Genomic DNA, 17,400 nt, shown 5'->3' on the forward strand with positions numbered 1-17,400 from the left:
CGCCGCGGTGGCCGCCGGCCGGTCCGCCGGGGCGCGGGAGGCGCTCGTCACATTCCTGGCATTCCCCTTGCGGGTCCGCGCCGGCCCCCGGCCCCGGCTCCCCGCCGCCGTCCCACCGCGCCGCCGCCATGGCCAGCCGCGGTATGTGATCCTCGGCGGAGCGGGGTGCCTCTTTGAGGGGCGTGCCCTCTTCCCTGTAGTGCGCCAGCGCCCGCAGCTCACTGCCCGGCAGCAGCGTGCCGTCCGCCCGCACCACGCGCCACCACGGGACCGCGCCGCCGTACAGGGCCAGCACCCGCCCCACCTGGCGCGGGCCGCCCTCCCCCAGCCACTCGGCGATGTCTCCGTACGTCATGACCCGGCCCGGCGGGATCAGCTCGACGACGGCGAGCACCCGGTCCGCGTACTCGGGAAGCTCGCCGGCCTCACCCGGCCCGTTCTGTGCGCCCTGCCCGCTGCCACTCATTCGGTCCATCTTGCCGCACCCCACCGACAACGCCCCATGCCCACGGCGGACACGGTGACGTTGTGTGCAGGAATGAACGCGGTGGCGCACCTTCCGGTTCCCGTTCCTGCGAAATGCACCCTGATGCCCCCCTCCGCCGCGCGGCCGTGCCACCATCTTCCGGGCGGTGACTGGTGATACGCGATCAAGAAGAGACGGCCGAGCAGCAGGGTGCGGTGCCTCGACGAGAGGCAGGCACCCCTGACGCGCTGTCCCGCGACGCCCCCGCCCCGGCCTTCGCCACCGACGCCGAACGGCCGCGGAAAGACCACGGGGAACACGGGGAGCACGACGAGCAGCACGGGAAGCAACGGGGGAAGTCGTCGAAGGCTTCCGAGACGGAAAAGGCGAGCACGATCGACAAGGCCGAACGAGCCGACGAGTCCGGGAGGCCGAAGCGGCCCGGGAGACTTGAGCAGCCCGCGGAGCCCGTAAGGGCAGGAAAGCCGGAAGAGTCAGAAGAGCCAGAAGAACCGGAGAAGCCGGGCAAGAAGCCCGAAAAGCTGGATCAAACCGAGAGGCCCAGCAAGGCCGATAAGGCCGATAAGGCTGACAATGCCGACAAAGCCAACAAGGCCAGCAAAACAGACAAGGCTGCAACGAAGGCCGGAACGAAGGCCGGCACAAAGGCCGGACCGGTCGGCGACTGCGTAGGCAGCGAGTTCCACGTCGACCAGGTCTCGGGCGACGAGCCCCTGCTCTCCGCCCGCGTCCACCGCCCCTCCGACCTCCTGCGCCTGCTGCTCGGCATCGTCGGCATCGCCCTGGTCCTGGCGCTGGCCAACTTCGCCCACGGCACGACCCAGGGCCTGGAGAACGACATCGGCAAGGGCGCCGGTCAGGCCCCGGAGCTGCTGATCAACTTCGCCGGTCTGGCCTCCAGCATCGCCGTGCTCATCGTGCCGGTGGCCTTCGCCGTGGAGCGGCTGATCAAACGGGACGGGCTGCGCATCGCGGACGGGGTGCTGGCCGCCGTGCTCGCCCACGGCGTCTCGCTCGCCACCGATCTGTGGGTGGCCGAGGCGGCGCCGGAGTCCATCCGCGACGCGCTCACCCAGCCGCTGGACAACGGCGCCTACACCACTCCGGTGCACAGCTATCTCGCGCCGGTCATCGCCTATATGACGGCTGTCGGCATGTCCCGGCGCCCGCGCTGGCGGGTGGCGATGTGGTGCGTGCTGCTGCTGGACGCCTTCGCGGTCCTCGTCGGCCGCTACACCACTCCGTTCTCCATCGTCACGACCGTACTGATCGGCTGGACCGTCGCCTTCGGCACGCTCTACACCGTCGGCTCCCCCAATGTCCGCCCCACCGGCCAGCACCTCCTCGCCGGGCTGCGACGGGTGGGCTTCAAACCGGTCAGCGCGCTGCGCGCGGAGGACATCTCCAGCCACCCCGAGCACCCGGAGCACGCGGACCGCGGGCGCCGCTACATCGTCACGCTGGAGGACGGCCCGCCGATCGACGTCACCGTCGTGGACCGCGAGCAGCAGGCACAGGGCTTCTTCTACCGCGTCTGGCGCCGGCTGTCGCTGCGCGGCATCAACCAGCGCCGCAGCCTCCAGTCGCTGCGCCAGGCCCTGGAGCAGGAGGCGCTGCTGGCGTACGCGGCCATCGCGGCCGGCGCCAACGCCCCCAAGCTGATCGCCACCTCCGAACTCGGCCCGGACGCCGTGATGCTGGTGTACGAGCACATCGGCGGCCGGGCCCTGGACGCGCTGACGGACCGGGAGATCACCGACGGGCTGATGCACAGCGCCTGGCGGCAGGTCGCCGCGCTGCAGTCGCGGCGTATCGCGCACCGCCGGCTGGTCGGGGACGCGCTGCTGGTGGATCGTTCCGGCAAGATCTTCCTGACGGATCTGCGGGGCGGCGAGATCGCGGCGGGCGACCTCGTTCTCCGTATGGACATCGCACAGTTGCTGACCACGTTCGGTCTGCGGGTCGGCGCGGAGCGCGCGGTGGCCGCGGCCGTCGCGGTACTCGGCCCGGACCTGGTCGCCGACAGCCTTCCGCTGCTCCAGCCCATCGCGCTCAGCCGCACCACCCGCGCGACCCTGCGCCAACTGGCCCGCGAGCGCGCCAAGCGGGAACGCGAGGCGGTGCTGGAAGCCTCGCGGCACGCCAAGGACCTCAAGGCCGATGCCGCGCAGGCCGCCGCCCGGGCCGCCGCGCAGGCGGGCGGGCCCCAGGCGCAGACCGCCGTCGGCGCCTCCGCCGACCCGGCGGGCAGCCGCAAGGCACAGCGCGCCGAGCGCAACGCCGAGAAGCGGGCGCTGGAGGAGGCGATGGAGGAGGCCCGCGAGGAGGACCTGCTCTCGCAGATCCGTCGGCAGGTGCTGCTGATCCGTCCGACGGCCCCGGTGGAGCCGGCCCGTCTGGAGCGGATCAGCCCGCGCATCCTGATCAGTTGGATCGCCGGTGCCTTCGCCGCGTACTTCCTGCTCTCCCAGCTCACCCACGTCAAGCTGGACAAGGTCATCGGCGAGGCGCAGTGGGGCTGGGTGACGGCCGCGCTGCTGTTCTCCGCGCTCACCTACATCGCGGCGGCGCTGAGCCTGCTGGGATTCGTGCCGGAGAAGGTGTCCTTCCTGCGGACGGTGCTGGCGCAGATCGCCGGCAACTTCGTCAAGCTCGTCGCGCCCGCGGCGGTGGGCGGTGTCGCGCTCAACACCCGCTTCCTGCAGCGGTCGGGCATCCGGCCGGGCCTGGCGGTGGCCAGTGTCGGCGCCTCCCAGCTCTTCGGTCTGGGTGCACACGTCCTGCTGCTGCTGACCTTCGGCTATCTGACGGGCACCGAGCGCACGCCCTCGCTCTCGCCGTCCCGTACGGTCATCGCGGGCCTGCTGACCGCCGCCGTACTGGTCCTGGTCGTCACGGCGATCCCCACACTGCGCAAGTTCGTCGTCACCCGCGTACGGTCCCTGTTCGCCGGCGTCGTACCGCGCATGCTGGACATCCTCCAGCGCCCGCAGAAGCTGGTCACCGGCATCGGCGGCATGCTGATGCTGACGGTGGCGAACGTGATGTGCCTGGACGCCTCGATCCGGGCGTTCGGCGGCAGCGACGAGATCAGCTACGCGAGCATCGCGGTCGTCTTCCTGGCGGGCAACGCGCTGGGGTCGGCGGCGCCGACGCCGGGCGGGGTGGGCGCGGTGGAGGCCACGCTGACGCTGGGCCTGACGGCGGCCGGGCTGGGCAGCGACATGGCCCTGTCCTCGGTGCTGCTCTTCCGGCTGATGACCTTCTGGCTGCCGGTGCTGCCGGGCTGGCTGGCCTTCACCCATCTGACGCGCAAGGGCGCCGTCTGACGTACGGGCGCCGAGCCCGTCCCGGGTACGCGAAGGGCCCGCTCGCCGGTGTCGGTGAGCGGGCCCTTCGCGTACCCGGGACGCCCTGGGCTGCTATGTCAGTACACCGGTATGTCAGTACACCGGCTTGTGCGGCTCGACCGTGTTGACCCAGCCGATGACGCCGCCGCCGACGTGCACCGCGTCGGCGAAGCCCGCGGACTTCAGGACCGCCAGCACCTCGGCCGAGCGGACCCCCGTCTTGCAGTGCAGGACGATCTTCCGGTCCTGCGGCAGGTCCTGGAGGGCGTTGCCCATCAGGAACTCGTTCTTGGGGATCAGCCTGGCGCCGGGGATCGAGACGATCTCGTACTCGTTGGGCTCACGGACGTCGATGATCTCGATCTTCTCGTCCGCGTCGATCCACTCCTTGAGCTGCTGGGGAGTGATCGTGGAGCCCGCCGCCGCCTCCTGGGCCTCCTCGGAGACCACGCCGCAGAACGCCTCGTAGTCGATGAGTTCGGTGACGGTCGGGTTCTCGCCGCAGACCGCGCAGTCCGGGTCCTTGCGCACCTTGACCTGGCGGTACGTCATCTCCAGCGCGTCGTGGATCATCAGGCGGCCGACGAGCGGGTCGCCGATGCCGGCCAGCAGCTTGATCGCCTCGTTGACCTGGATGGAGCCGATGGACGCGCACAGCACGCCGAGGACGCCGCCCTCCGCGCAGGAGGGGACCATGCCCGGCGGCGGGGGCTCGGGGTACAGGCAGCGGTAGCAGGGCCCGTGCTCGGACCAGAACACCGACGCCTGGCCGTCGAAGCGGTAGATCGAACCCCATACGTACGGCTTGCCCAGCAGCACGCAGGCGTCGTTGACCAGGTAGCGGGTGGCGAAGTTGTCCGTACCGTCCACGATCAGGTCGTACTGCGCGAAGATCTCCATGACGTTCGTGGAGTCCAGCCGCTCTTCGTGCAGATTGACCGTGACGTACGGGTTGATGCCCAGGACGGTGTCCCGCGCGGAGGCGGCCTTGGAGCGCCCGATGTCCGCCTGGCTGTGGATGATCTGGCGCTGCAGGTTCGACTCGTCGACCTCGTCGAACTCCACGATGCCCAGCGTGCCGACACCGGCCGCGGCCAGGTACATCAGCGCGGGCGACCCCAGGCCGCCGGCGCCGACGCACAGCACCTTGGCGTTCTTCAGCCGCTTCTGCCCGTCCATCCCGACGTCCGGGATGATCAGGTGGCGGGAGTACCTGCGGACCTCGTCGACGGTGAGCTCGGAGGCCGGCTCGACCAGGGGTGGCAGCGACACGGAAGACCTCAACAAGGGTTGGCCGATATCTCGGTGGCGCCCTCACCCGCCCGGCCGGAGCCGGGAAGGGGGACGCCGTTCTCCCGTAACACTGCCACGCCCTTCTTCATTCCGAGACACCCGGTCCGATGTGCGAGACAAAGGCGTCCCAGTGGCCGGGCAGCGACTCCCAGGCGTCGCCCTCCCGGTCCGTCCGGTCGGTGAAGCAGACCGTTCCGGCGCGCTGCTCGCGGGCGATGTCCAGGGCCTCTTCCAGGTGTGCGCGCGGCAGGCCGTGCACGAGGTGGCAGAAGCGCTCAGGGGGGTGCCCGGCCGTCCATTCCGGGGCCCGCGACCGGCGGTAGGCGCTCCAGGGGCCGCGGAAGGTGACCAGTTGGTCGGCGGTGGTGACGTAGTCCGGATGCGGTGGGACGCCGTGGTCACCGACGAGGTACCCGCCGTCCGTCAGCGCCCGCAGCACCTCGGACAGCCTCCGCATTCCGGACACCCCCGTCCGGTCCGTGGGACAGCGGTCCAGCCAGAAGCCGTCGGCCTTGTACCACTCCAGGAAGCGGCGGGCGTCGTCGGTCAGCTCGCCCAAGGGGCGGCTGCCGTGCCGTACGTCGAGGTGGCCCAGCAGTCGGACGCCGGCGTCCCGCAACTGGGCCGCGGCGGGCAGGCAGTACGGATCGGGCCGGGAGCCGGGGCCGCGCGCCACGTTCAGCACGGCCCAGTGCAGCGGCGGCAGGACACCCGGAGGGCTCTCCCCGGCCGTCCCGCCGGCCACCGGCGCCCCGGCGGCCCCCCTGGGGGCTCTCCCGGCCGCTCCCCTGGGGGCACCTCCTGCCGCTCCCCGATCCTGGGTCAACCCTCTCGCCAGGCGCAGCAGTTCGGCCCATTCGGTGGGGGCGAGCAGCGGGTGGGCGAAGCCCGGGGCGCCGATGCCGAGCGGCCCCGTGCCGGTCGCGGCGGGTGCGGGACCGGCGGGGGTGGTCAGATACGACATGCGGCCTCCATCCAGATGTCGGCGAGGGACTCCTCCAGGCCGATCCGCGGGCGCCAGCCCAGCCGGTCGCGCGCGGTGCGCACGTCCGCCTGCTGCCAGGTGCCGCAGCCGTCCGGATAGGGGTACGTCGGCGGGCCCCCCGGGTGTTCAGCGGACGGCGCGGGGATGCCCGGACGGGCACCGTGGCCGGCCGCGGGTGGCCGGGCGCCCCGTCCGGCTCGTGCAGCGCGCCGCCGAACCCGGCGACCCTGGCCAGGACGGCGGCGGCCTCGCGCAGCCGTACGGCACGGCCCGTACCGATGTTGACCACCCCTTGTGCGGCGGACAGCGAGGCCGCGTGCACGGCCCGCGCCACGTCCCGTACGTCCACGAAGTCGCGCTGCACGCCGAGCCCGCCAAGCCTCAGCTCCGTGTCACCGGACTGCATCGCGCGGCGCATCGCCTCGGCGAGCCGACCCAGCGGCGAGCCCGCGGGAGTGCCGGGGCCCACCGGGGAGAAGACCCGCAGCACGACGGCGTCCAGCCCGGAGCCAAGCACCAGTTCGGTGGCGGCGAGCTTGCTGACCCCGTACGGCCCTCCGGGGCGCGGCACCGCGTCCTCGGCGGTCGAGGAGCCGGGCTGCGAGGGCCCGTACTCGGCCGAGCAGCCCAGGTGCACCAGGCGGGCCCCGCAGCCGCTGCGGCGCAGCGACTCGCAGATCGTGGCGACCGCGACGGTGTTGTGCCGGGTCAGGTCGCGGGCGCCGCCGCGGGTGGTGCCCGCGCAGTTGATGACCACGCCGGGGTGGACGGCGTCCAGGAAGCGGGTCAGCGCGCCGGGACTGCCGGTGGCCAGGTCGAAGCGTACGTCGGCGTCGTCGCCGCGCCCGAGAGCGGTGAGCTGGACGGCGGGGTCGGCGAGCAGGCGGTCGGCGACGTAGCGGCCGAGGTACCCGTTGGCACCGATGAGCAGCACCCTCATCGTGCGACTCCCCGGTGCCGGTGGTGGTGTGCGGTGGGGTGGACGTTCATGTGTCGTGCTCCTCAGGAGGGGTGGATGACGTGGTGCGGTCCCGACGGCGCGGTAGGCGTCCGCGTCGGGGCCGGTATGGGGGTGGCGGGCCGCCTCTGGGTGTGCCTGGAGGCGGCGGCCGTTCTTTCGGGGTGGCGTTCGCCCGGGTGTGGGCGTGCGTTCGCGTACGGGCGGGTGCTCGGGTACGGGCATGTGCTCGCGTAGGGGCGGATGCTCGCGTACGGGCGGGTGCTCGAACGGGGTGGTCGGCGTTCGGTCATGGTCGCCGCGCCTTCGGGCCGCCCCCGGCGCCCGCGGCCCCGGCTCCGGCACCGCGGTCGGGGGCGTGGGCCGAGGCGCCGGCCAGGACGCGCAGCCCGTACAGCAGCAGGCCGAGTGCGGCGGTCCCGCAGGCCGTGGCCGCAACGACGGCCGGGCCGCACGCCGACACCGCCGACGCCACCGGCGTCCCGGCCGCGCCCAGGCCCGGCAGCCGGCCCGCCAGCGGCGCGGCCAGGGCTGCGGCCTCCACGGCACAGGCGGCGGCCGGGCCGGCCACCGCCGCCGTACGGAAGCCGTGCACGGCGAGCAGCCGGGCGAGGAAGAGCAGCGTGCCCAGGGCCGCGGCTGCGGCCACCGCCCCTGTCCCGGCGCCGCCGAGGGCCGCGTCGGCGGCGATGAGCAGCGCGAGCAGCGCCCCCAGGAACAGCGCGGTCGCGCTCAGCAGAAGCGGCCGGACCCGGCCCGCGAACTCCCCCAGCCCCCTGCTGCGCGCCAGCCCGCGCCGGGCGCGCACCGCGAACCACCGCGCGCATCCGGCCGCCGGCGCCACCGCGCAGGCCAGCGCGATGACGGTGGCGTACGGGAACCGCCACGGGTCGTACGGGGCGGCATCCGGCCCGTACACCGTGAGCCGGACGAGCAGCCGGTCGCCGGAGAGCAGGTAGGCGAGCAGCCAGCAGGTCCACAGGCCGGTCGTGGCGGCCGGCCGGTGCCGCGCGCGCAGCGGACCGAGCCCGAGGCTCAGCCGCAGCGCGAGGGCGACGAGCAGGGCACCGGTGACCGCTACCGCGGGGCGGGCCCAGGGAGCCGAGAGGGCGCTCTCCGGGCGGACGGAGGCGAGCGCGGCGGCGGTCGCGGCGCACACCGCGCCGGGGAGCAGTTGCAGCGTGCCTCGCAGGCGTACGGAGCCACGGACGGGCCCGGGGCGGCCGGCGGGCCCGAAGGGAGCGGGGCCGTAGCCGCTGCCCTGCCTCTGTGGCCTCTCCAACCCCTCTGATCCTTCTGGCCTCTCTGACTCCTCCAGCCCCTGTGCCTCTTCCGGTCCCTCCTGCCCCTTCTGCCGCTCTGTCGCCGCCACGGCCGGCTGCTCGGCGCGCGGCACCCGGGCGTACAGCTCCTCGGCCAGCGAGAAGACGTCGCGGTGGCGATAGCGGGCAGCCGTGCGGTCGGTGACGCCGTGGGCCTCCAGTCCGGCCGCGATCTCCAACGGGTCGACGGCCCGCTCACACAGCACCCGGTGCTGGTGCATCAGCGCCCGCACCGGGTCGGCGGGGCCGCGCCGGGGAGCGCGCAGGCCGGTCCGCCCGGCGGAGTCGGCAGGCGTCGCGGAGTCCGTACGGGCCACGGAGTACGGACGTGCCCCGGAGTCCGTACGGGCCACGGAGTCCGTACGCGTCCGGGGGTCGTCCGCCCCGGCTCCCGTTTCAGGTCCGGTCATGGCCCTGCCCCTCTCCCTGATCACCGGTACCGGGCGCGCACGCGGGTCCGTGAACGGTCACCGGCCCCTGCGTGGCCGCCGCTTCCCAGGCAGAAGCGGCGGCGGACGCGGTGGTGGTGGTGGGGGGGGTGGAGGTGTCAGCCGGGAAGGAAACAGGGCCGGCCCCCGGGACGAGACCGGGGCCGAGACCGGGACCGGAACCAGGGCCGGGACCAGGGCCCGGGACGAGGCCGGGACCAGGACCGGGACCCGGGACGGAGTCCGAAACGGAGTTGGCAACGGGGCCGTCCGGTCCGGTGTCCGCCCACTTCGGGGCGCGTCCGGAGGGAGCCGCCGCCCGGCCGCCGCCGCGCCCGCCCGCCCATCGGCCCGGGACATGGGACTCGGCGGGCCGGGCGAAGAGCCGCGGTACGCCGTCCGCGTCCCGGACCGGGCGGCCGGCCGGTCGGCCCGGCGCATGCGAGATCAGTTCCAGGTAAATGCTGCTAAATGCCGCGATGTTCTGCTCCGCGGTGAACAGTTCGAGTGCGCGGGCACGCGCCGCCGCACCCAGCCGGGCCCGCCGCTCGGGGTCGCGCAGCAGGGCCAGACAGGCGTCGGCGAGCGCGCGCGGGTTGCGGGGCGGCACCACCAGTCCCGTACCGCCGATGATCTCGCACACCGCGCCGGCGTCGGTGGACACCGTCGCCCGGCCGCAGAACATCGCCTCCACCAGGGAGCGCGGAAAGCCCTCGACGGTGCTGGAGAGCACCACCACCGCCCCGGCGGCGTACGCGTCCTGCGGACACGGCGCGTCCGGGCTGCCGATCTCCTCGAAGGACACCGGGTTCTCACCGACCGTCAGGGCGTCGGCGGCCTCGTCCGGGAAGAGCTGGGCGGCCAGCGCGCGGCAGTGCGCGAGGTAGGCCGTGGCCTGCGGGCCGTGGCCGGCCGCGCCGACGATCCGCAGCGTGGCGTGCGGCTCGGCCTCGTGGATCTTCGCGAAGGCGTGCAGCAGCGAGATCAGGTCCTTGGCGGGCTCGACGGTACCGAGCCACACCAGCGTCTTGGAGTCGTCGGCCGCGGCGTCGGGCACCGCCGTGAAAGGGCTCGCGTCCATGCCCGGATAGACCGTGCGCAGCCGTGCGCGGTCCGCGCCGCACCGCTCCTGCCAGCGCCGTACGTGGGTGTTGCCCGGGGTGATCAGTGACGCCCCGGCGTATGTCTCGGCGGCCAGCGCGCCCTGGAAGGCGGCCAGCAGGGCACGTACGGGCGCGCTCAAGGGTGAGGCGGCACGGGCGAGGTAGTGCTCGCGTAGCCGTACACCGCATTCGGTGACCAGCAGCGGCGTACCGAAGAAGCGTTTGGTCAGGAGTCCCGGCAGGGCCGCCGCGCCTCCGGAGGTGGCATGGCACAGGTCCACCCCGCCGAGGCCGGCGGCCGGGTCCTCGCCGTACCAGTCCAGCGACAGGGGGCGCAGCGCCCGTTCGAGCTGTTCGGTGACGGACAGCAGGTCCCGGACCTGCGCACCGTGGGCGGCGCGGAGCGCTCCGGGTGCGTGGCAGACCGCCTCCAGGATGCGTACGGCCTGCTCGGAGCGGAGCAGGGCGGGCAGGTCACCGCAGGTACGGGCCAGTTCGGCGAGCCCGTAGAGACCGCTGGCGAAACGGTCCGCCTCACCGGTCCCGGTTCTGTGCCCCGTTCTGCCTCCGGTTCCGGCCCCGGCTCCGGTCCCACGCTCTGCTTCATACGCTCCTCGGTACGCATCCGGAGCCGCACCCGTGGCCGGGCCGCCGGTTCCGTCCGCGCCCCGGGCTGCGGTTCCGCCACCGCCGCCGGGTCCCGTATCGGCCCCACCACTCCTACCGGCCGTTCCGTACGCTCCGATTCCGCCCCCGGGACGGTCGGCGCCTGCGTTCACGGCGCCCCGCACCCCCGGGCCGGCACCGGCCGTACGGAACGCGGTCGCCAGGTCGCCGAAGTGCTCCGCGAAGCGCCTCCGGGCGTGCCGCCCGGCTCCGCGCCCCCTGCGTCCTTCGGGGCGGCAGCGGAGTTCGTCAGGCAGTTCGCCCCACAGGGGCGCGGTCCGCACCAGCCGTACGCGGCCCGGCGTTTCACCGGCGGCGCCCTCCGCACCCTGCCTACGGCCGCCCCGGCCATTCCGGTTTCCCTGGTCACCCCGGTCACCCCGGACCCACGCCTCCTGCCGGGCCTCCCAACTGAGGGCGTACACCTCGAATTCATGGCTCGTGAGCCCGCGTACGAGCCGGTCGCACCACCCGTGCGACTCACCGGACGCGTACGGATAGCCACCCTCGGTAAGCAAGCCGATGCGCACGAGCGCACCCCCGTTCTCCCCTGTCGGCGTCCCGGACCGACGGCCACGCCGTCATCCGCAGGAAGAAGTTATGCAACGGGCGCGGTGGTGCGGCGGACGGTTGTCCGTCGCACCACCGGAAGGGGTGAACCCACGTAACTTTCCGCCCCGAGGGCGTTTCAGGGCGCTATGCGGTCGCGGGAATGCGCCCCGCGGCCGGCAGGACCGCCGGGGCAGTGCGTGTCAGCGCCCCGTGGGGTACGGCCAGGCGTTGGGGCGGCAGGTCGCGCCGTCCGTCGTGAGGAACTTCGTCTGCTGCATCATCACGGGAGCCAGTTCACCTTTTCGTGAACAGCCCTGGTGGTTGTGGCCCAGTCGGTGGCCGACCTCGTGGTTGATGAGCATCTGCCGGTAGGCGTGCATCTTGTCGGGGCCGTACGTCTTCGCGCCCTGCGCCCACCGGTACGCGTTGATCATGACGCGGTCGGTGGCCGCCGAGTCGCACGAGACGTTGTCCTGGGTGATGTCCAGGCCCGATTTGGCGCACCACTTCGCGGTCGTCCCCGGGCTCGCCAGCGTGATCACGAAGTCGGCGTGGCCGGAGCCCACCCGCTGGAAGGTCCGCTGCCCGCCGTGTGCCCAGCTCCTGTCGTCGTTCAGCGTCTTGTGCACCGCGTCGGCGAACAACTGGCCGTCCAGGTCCAGTCCCTCTTCGATGTCCACCCGGTAGCGCATCACCTTTCCGCGCCCGGGAGCCTTGGCGTCACCACCCGTGGGGGTGAACTTCCCCGAGGCGGTCAGCTTCTCGTCCATCGGGTAGGACCGCGCCATCTTCGCGTCGTACGAGGCGGGGACCGCTTCCGGGGTGGGGCGGGGGTGCGAGCGCGAGGCGGCGTCGACGTCGGCCGGCCGGTCGCCCTCGCTCTTGGCCTGGACGTCCTTGCCCGCGTTCTTCTGATCGGCGACCTGACCGGCCACGATCACGGCGAGTACGGTCGTCACGGCCGCGGCGGCGACACCGGTGAAGGTCCGCCCCTTGCCGCCCTTCTTGATCCCGTACGGATCGTCGGCCGCGTCGGCGTCACCGGTGGTGTCCGCCCCGCCGGTGCCGTCGATGCCGTCGCCGGTGCCGGTGTCGCCCCACTCGTCCTCGATGCCGCCGCGGACGTCCCCGGAGGCACCGCGCGTACGGCCTCCGGCGGCGAACACGTCGTCCTCGTCCACGGCCGGTCCGCCGTGCGGACGCGCGCCGCCGAAGACCGGCGGCTCGGCGGCCTGTCCGGGGAACCGGCCGCGCCGACGGCCGTCGGAGGTGTCGAACCCGCCGGACCTGTCGAACCCACCGGACCTGTCGAACCCGCCGGTCCCGTCGAATCCGTCGAACCCGTCACCGGGACGCCCCGGTGCCGGCCGCCCGCGTCGCCCGCCCTCGGGTGCTCCGGCTCCGTACGGCTGCGGGGAGTGGCCGTCACGGGGGTGCGGGATCCAGGGCGTTTCCTGTGCGGGCCGCGGCGCCGGGACACCTCGGCCGCCGCCCGCCGACCCTGTGGGGGCGTCGTACGGATACGGCTGCTGACGTGCCCCATAGGGCGCGTGTGTCGCATGCGATGCCTGCGCCCCGTGTGCTGTCTGTGCCATGTGTGGCGGCTGTGCCCTGTGCGGCGCATGCGGCTCGCGGGCCTCGAACGCCCCCTGCTCACGCGCCCCGTACGCATCCGCGCCACCGAGGCTGACACCAAGACCACCGCCATGGCCGCCGTGGCCACCGTGCGGACTGTGCGAGGCGTGCGGGTTGCGCGAGCCGTGCGGACCCTGCGGCCCAAGAGCCCCCGGCCCCGTCTCCATCTCCGCGCCCTCGGGGGCACGCCGCCGCCGGCGCCCCGTCCCCGGCGCCGCGGGCGTGTCCGGGGAAGCTGCCGGCGCCGCGGACGGCGCGGCTATCTCGGAGGTGTCGCCGGCTGTTCCGGCCCGGCCTCGGCGGCTGTGACGTCCCACTGCGTGTGTCAGCTCCTGCCCGCGTCAGCGGTCGCGTCGTCGTCGAGCAGCTCGCGGAAGGCCCGCGCCACCGCTTCCGGGTACTCCATCATCGCCACGTGTCCCGCGTCCGGCAGCGTCAGCAGCCGCGAGCCACGGAAGGCCGCAGCCGCCCGTCGCGCCATGCGGAAGGAGATCAGGCGGTCCCGCCCACCGTAGACCAGAAGCGTCGGCGCCAGTACCCGCTCGGCCTGACGCCACAGACCGTGCTGGCCCCCGAGGGTGTAGGCGTCGACGATGCCGCGCGCCGAGCGCTGCATCACCTCCCAGAAGTACGGGAGTTCCAGCCGGCGCGCGTACTCCTCGGCCGCCGCGGTGAAGCCGTCGGGGGTCACCCGTGCCGGGTCGCCGTAGCACAGGGCCAGTACCTCGCGGGTGCGCCGCTCCGGCGTCCAGTCGCGCGTCAGGTGGCTGAAGAGGCGGCAGACACCGGGCACCGCGAGCAGGCCGGTGGGCACCGCCGAGAGCTGGACGCGCAGCTCCGGGAGGGCGGGCGAGATCAGCGTCAGGGTCCGTACGAGGTCCGGCCGGACCGCCGCCACACGTGTCGTGACGGCGCCGCCCATGGAGTTCCCTATGAGGTGTACGGGGCCGCGTCCCTGGGCATCCAGGTAGCGGATGACCGCCCGCGCCTGTCCGGAGACGGTGTAGTTGCCGTCGTCCGGCGGCGGCGAGTCACCGAATCCGGGCAGGTCCAGCGCCTCGCCCTCGACCCGGTCGGCGAGCAGCGGCATCAGCGCGGACCAGTTCTGCGAGGAGCCGCCGAGCCCGTGGACGTACAGCGCCGGGGGGAGGCCCGGGCGCGTACCGGTGCGGGACCGCACGCTCATGGTCAGGCCCGGCAGGGTCACGGAGCGCACCGTTTCCCCCGCGCCCACGCGCGAGCCGCGGCCCGCTGGCGGCACCGGGAGAACGGCCCGGGTGTCCGGCGACTCGGTCGAAGACATGGAGTCGATGTTACGAGACGATCACGCCGCAACCGGTGTGTTCGCCGTCACACGACCGCATCGCGCAGCCGCACGCGTTCTCATAGGCTCGTGTAAAGGGCGCTCGCCCTGGAAAGGGGAGCCAACATGCCAGTAGACCCGTCTGACCCCGAGACCTTCGAGACCTTCGAGAACGAGGCCGATCTCACGGAGATCGACGTCGAGGCGCCCGAAGCCGACGCGGCCGAGCAGCACACGGACCTCGCGCCGCGCCACGACGAACCACTGCTCGGCGCCCTTTCCGCCGCCGACGCCGACGAGGCCGACCGGGCGGAACAGGCCCGCGTCGTGGAACTGAACGAGGACGACTACCGGTGACGGGAGCAACGACGGAACCGGCGACCGGACCGCCGACCACGACTGCCCGGCCGGACCCCCCTCACCCGCACTGCCGGTAACCGGCGGTAACGACTGGTAGTCGCGCGAATACCGCAGCTCTGGCGTGAACTGACCCGTATGTCGGTTTCCCACAGTGTTCATCGGCGTTCATCGGCAGATTTTCTCGGCTCGGACCACGCGCAGCCGGGTTACCCAAAAGTACGATGGCGGGCGCGGCGCACCACACTGTGGCGCCGCGTTCGAAACAACACTGGGAGGCAGCGTGAGCGCCATCGAGCAGACCGAGGCGGCACGCCCGCGGGGTACCCGACTGCCCCGCCGAGCCCGGCGCAACCAGCTCCTGGGCGCCGCCCAGGAAGTCTTTGTGGCACAGGGGTACCACGCAGCCGCCATGGACGACATCGCCGAGCGGGCGGGCGTCAGCAAGCCCGTGCTCTACCAGCACTTCCCGGGCAAGCTGGATCTGTACCTGGCCCTGCTGGACCAGCACTGCGAGGCCCTGCTGAACTCCGTGCGCGCGGCGCTGGAGTCGACCACCGACAACAAGCAGCGGGTCGCCGCCACGATGGACGCCTACTTCGCGTACGTGGAGGACCCGGGCGGCGCCTTCCGGCTCGTGTTCGAATCCGACCTGACCAACGAGCCCGCGGTGCGGGAGCGGGTGGACAAGGTGTCCCTGGAGTGCGCCGAGGCGATCAGTGAGGTCATCGCCGAGGACACGGGTCTGTCCAAGGACGAGTCGATGCTGCTGGCCGTCGGGCTGGGCGGCGTCTCACAGGTGGTCGCCCGCTACTGGCTGTCCTCCGAGAGCACCGTGCCCCGGGAGACCGCCGTACAGCTTCTGACCTCGCTCGCCTGGAAGGGCATCGCGGGCTTCCCGCTGCACGGCGCCGAGGGCTAAGGCCCTGCCGGCCCAGTCCGCTTCCCGCGGATCTTCGCAGCGTCGCGGCATTGCGGCGTCGCGGCATCACCGCATCCAGGGCCGGCCGGGCCGTACGTAGGGGTTCCGTGTTCGCTGCCGGCGTTCCGCCGGGCGTCCTTTCCGTCCGCGTACCGGGCTAATGTGTGCTGCGTACGGCGCGGATCCACGCGCACTATCCCCTTGGCCCACCAGGGGGAACCGGACCGTCGGAGGGACATAAGCCGTGGAGGTCAAGATCGGCGTGCAGCACGCGCCCCGCGAGATCGTTCTGGAGAGCGGGCAGTCTGCCGAGGAGGTCGAGCGCGCGGTGGCCGATGCGCTGGGCGGCAAGTCGCAGTTGCTGAGCCTCGTGGACGAACACGGCCGCAAGGTCCTGGTCCCGGCGGACCGGCTGGCCTATGTGGAGATCGGCGAGCAGGCCGTCCGCAAGGTCGGATTCGGCGCGCTGTAACCAGCGGGACGCCGGTGCGACACCGGCAGGACATCAAGGGGCGGCGGCCCGGAGACCTTCTCTCCGGGCCGCCGCTCTCGTGCTCCCGGGCAGGGTTGCGCGGCACATGCCGTGGGTACGACGGCCTACGACCGGCGGGAGTGATCCGGCCGGCCGCGTGACAAGGCGCACAAAGGCGCACACGGGAAGGAACATCATGGTCTGGGAAGCGCTCGGCTCCGTGATCGTCGGACTCGCCATCGCCGTCGCCGCCACACGGTGGCTGCCCGGCCGGTTCCCCTCACCCCGTCTCGCCCTCGCCACGGGCCCGGTCGCGTCCCTCTTCGGCGCGCTGCTGGCCCACTCGATCCTGGGCCCGGACCACTTCGTCCAGGTCGTCCTGGCCGCTCTGGGCGTGGGCGTGGCACTGCTCTCGCTCCTGGTGCGTCCCGCCCGCTGCCGGCTGCCCCGCCGCTCAGCCGTCCCGGGCCGCACCCTGCGGGTCTGAACGGGCCTGTCGCCCGCCCGCCGTCAACAAGGGGCGGGCGGGCGACAGGCACATAGGGCACATGGAGATGTCCGTCCGGCCGGCCGGACGCGAGGACGTGCCCGGCCGGCCGGCCGGACGGCAGGCGCGCGAAGGTTTCTCAGGCCGCCAGTCCGAGCGCGGCCATCCGCTTGGTGTGGGCCTCGGTGATCCGCGAGAACATCCGTCCCACCTCGGCCAGGTCGAAGCCGTCGGCCACGCCGCCCACCAGCATCGTGGACAGCGAGTCGCGTTCGGCGACCACCCGCTGGGCCTGGGAGAGCGCCTCGCCCATCAGCCGCCGCGCCCACAGCGCCAGCCGCCCGCCGACCCGCGGCTCGGCCTCGATGGCGGCCCGTACCTTCTCCACCGCGAAGGACGCGTGGCCGGTGTCGTCGAGCACACCGAGGACCAGGTCGCGGGTGTCGGAGTCCAGCCGGACGGCGACCTCCCGGTAGAAGTCACTGGCGATCGAGTCGCCGACGTACGCCTTGACCAGGCCCTCCAGCCAGTCCGACGGCGCGGTCTGGCGGTGGAACTCGTCCAGTGCCGCCGCGAAGGGCTCCATGGCCTCGTTCGGCTCCGCCTCGATGCCGGAGAGCCGGTCCCGCAGCCGCTCGAAATGATGGAATTCGGCCGACGCCATCTTGGCCAGTTCTGCCTTGTCGTCCATGGTCGGCGCCAGCTTCGCGTCCTCCGCGAGGCGCTCGAAGGCGGACAGCTCGCCGTAGGCGAGGGCGCCGAGCAGGTCGATGACCGCGGCCCTGTACTGCGGGTCGGCGGATGCCTGCGACCAGTTCTGGGCGGCGATCCCGGTGTGTTCCCGTGCGTCGGCGGCGGTGTGAGCGGCGTTGTCAGGCGTCTCCATGGAGCGCACAATAGCCCGCTCGGCAAGGGAGGGAAGTCCCTGGTCAGCCACTCAAGCCTCACTCGCCCGGGTGATTGTCCACACGTACGTGCCCGCGCTCCACTACGCTTGTTCCGTTCTTTGCTCACACATGTCTTCGGATGCCGCGCGGTATCCGGGGTACAGTGGTAATGCGCCCGCCGAGTCTCGGTGGG

General features: G+C 72.9%; 12 protein-coding genes and 2 pseudogenes. 5 read left to right on the forward strand and 9 right to left on the reverse strand.

Annotated features, from left to right (window positions below):
• Positions 1 to 100: 100 nt before the first annotated feature.
• Positions 101 to 475: pseudogene (locus tag KGS77_RS11275) on the reverse strand (MGMT family protein); the annotation flags it as partial.
• Positions 476 to 1,200: 725 nt separating this feature from the next.
• Here KGS77_RS11275 and KGS77_RS11280 point away from each other — a divergent pair.
• On the forward strand, positions 1,201 to 3,816 hold the full coding sequence (locus KGS77_RS11280; protein WP_242587419.1) for a lysylphosphatidylglycerol synthase transmembrane domain-containing protein: 2,616 nt from the start codon (positions 1,201 to 1,203) through the stop codon (positions 3,814 to 3,816).
• Positions 3,817 to 3,930: 114 nt separating this feature from the next.
• On the opposite strand, the gene moeZ is transcribed toward KGS77_RS11280, so the two are convergent.
• The 7 genes and pseudogenes from moeZ to KGS77_RS11315 all read right to left on the reverse strand — a co-directional run bounded on the left by moeZ (position 3,931) and on the right by KGS77_RS11315 (position 14,082).
• Positions 3,931 to 5,109 carry an adenylyltransferase/sulfurtransferase MoeZ gene (moeZ, locus tag KGS77_RS11285; protein WP_242580685.1) on the reverse strand — a complete coding sequence of 393 codons (1,179 nt, stop codon included), beginning with the start codon at positions 5,107 to 5,109 and terminating at the stop codon, positions 3,931 to 3,933.
• Positions 5,110 to 5,215: 106 nt separating this feature from the next.
• Positions 5,216 to 6,094 carry a spherulation-specific family 4 protein gene (locus tag KGS77_RS11290; RefSeq protein WP_242580686.1) on the reverse strand — a complete coding sequence of 293 codons (879 nt, stop codon included), beginning with the start codon at positions 6,092 to 6,094 and terminating at the stop codon, positions 5,216 to 5,218.
• Positions 6,082 to 7,055, reverse strand: a pseudogene (locus KGS77_RS11295) (NAD-dependent epimerase/dehydratase family protein). The gene KGS77_RS11290 and the pseudogene KGS77_RS11295 overlap by 13 nt, the downstream one beginning before the upstream one ends.
• A 307-nt stretch (positions 7,056 to 7,362) precedes the next feature.
• Complete coding sequence (locus KGS77_RS11300) at positions 7,363 to 8,805, reverse strand: hypothetical protein (RefSeq protein ID WP_242580687.1); 1,443 nt, start codon at positions 8,803 to 8,805, stop codon at positions 7,363 to 7,365.
• Complete coding sequence (locus tag KGS77_RS11305; protein WP_242580688.1) at positions 8,792 to 11,122, reverse strand: glycosyltransferase; 2,331 nt, start codon at positions 11,120 to 11,122, stop codon at positions 8,792 to 8,794. The genes KGS77_RS11300 and KGS77_RS11305 overlap by 14 nt, the downstream gene beginning before the upstream one ends.
• A gap of 222 nt (positions 11,123 to 11,344) precedes the next feature.
• Positions 11,345 to 12,739 carry a DUF3152 domain-containing protein gene (locus KGS77_RS11310; protein WP_242580689.1) on the reverse strand — a complete coding sequence of 465 codons (1,395 nt, stop codon included), beginning with the start codon at positions 12,737 to 12,739 and terminating at the stop codon, positions 11,345 to 11,347.
• Between the two features lie 365 nt (positions 12,740 to 13,104).
• Positions 13,105 to 14,082 (reverse strand): alpha/beta hydrolase, encoded by a 978-nt coding sequence (locus KGS77_RS11315; RefSeq protein WP_242580690.1) that lies wholly within the window; start codon positions 14,080 to 14,082, stop codon positions 13,105 to 13,107.
• A gap of 126 nt (positions 14,083 to 14,208) precedes the next feature.
• Here KGS77_RS11315 and KGS77_RS11320 point away from each other — a divergent pair, with 126 nt between their 5' ends.
• The 4 genes from KGS77_RS11320 to KGS77_RS11335 all read left to right on the forward strand — a co-directional run bounded on the left by KGS77_RS11320 (position 14,209) and on the right by KGS77_RS11335 (position 16,320).
• Entirely contained in the window at positions 14,209 to 14,439 is a 231-nt protein-coding gene (locus KGS77_RS11320) for a hypothetical protein (RefSeq protein WP_242580691.1), read from the forward strand.
• A gap of 283 nt (positions 14,440 to 14,722) precedes the next feature.
• Positions 14,723 to 15,361, forward strand: a complete 639-nt coding sequence (locus tag KGS77_RS11325) for a TetR/AcrR family transcriptional regulator (RefSeq protein WP_242580693.1) — start codon at positions 14,723 to 14,725, stop codon at positions 15,359 to 15,361.
• Positions 15,362 to 15,605: 244 nt separating this feature from the next.
• Positions 15,606 to 15,833, forward strand: a complete 228-nt coding sequence (locus tag KGS77_RS11330; protein WP_242580695.1) for a DUF3107 domain-containing protein — start codon at positions 15,606 to 15,608, stop codon at positions 15,831 to 15,833.
• A 196-nt stretch (positions 15,834 to 16,029) separates the two neighbouring features.
• A complete protein-coding gene (locus tag KGS77_RS11335; protein ID WP_242580697.1) occupies positions 16,030 to 16,320 on the forward strand; it encodes a hypothetical protein in 291 nt (96 codons plus the stop codon).
• Positions 16,321 to 16,459: 139 nt separating this feature from the next.
• On the opposite strand, the gene KGS77_RS11340 is transcribed toward KGS77_RS11335, so the two are convergent.
• Entirely contained in the window at positions 16,460 to 17,206 is a 747-nt protein-coding gene (locus tag KGS77_RS11340) for a ferritin-like fold-containing protein (RefSeq protein WP_242580700.1), read from the reverse strand.
• Positions 17,207 to 17,400: the final 194 nt, after the last annotated feature.

Origin of the sequence: Streptomyces sp. MST-110588 (assembly GCF_022695595.1) — a bacterium.
GTDB lineage: Bacteria > Actinomycetota > Actinomycetes > Streptomycetales > Streptomycetaceae > Streptomyces.

What these genes read in the sequence shown, in the direction of transcription:
- KGS77_RS11335 (WP_242580697.1), top strand. Translation starts at nt 16,030, where the DNA reads ATGGTCTGGGAAGCGCTCGGCTCCGTGATCGTCGGACTCGCCATCGCC.
- KGS77_RS11320 (WP_242580691.1), top strand. Translation starts at nt 14,209, where the DNA reads ATGCCAGTAGACCCGTCTGACCCCGAGACCTTCGAGACCTTCGAGAAC.
- KGS77_RS11310 (WP_242580689.1), bottom strand. Translation starts at nt 12,739, where the DNA reads ATGGCACAGACAGCACACGGGGCGCAGGCATCGCATGCGACACACGCG.
- KGS77_RS11315 (WP_242580690.1), bottom strand. Translation starts at nt 14,082, where the DNA reads ATGTCTTCGACCGAGTCGCCGGACACCCGGGCCGTTCTCCCGGTGCCG.
- KGS77_RS11300 (WP_242580687.1), bottom strand. Translation starts at nt 8,805, where the DNA reads ATGACCGGACCTGAAACGGGAGCCGGGGCGGACGACCCCCGGACGCGT.
- KGS77_RS11340 (WP_242580700.1), bottom strand. Translation starts at nt 17,206, where the DNA reads ATGGAGACGCCTGACAACGCCGCTCACACCGCCGCCGACGCACGGGAA.
- KGS77_RS11290 (WP_242580686.1), bottom strand. Translation starts at nt 6,094, where the DNA reads ATGTCGTATCTGACCACCCCCGCCGGTCCCGCACCCGCCGCGACCGGC.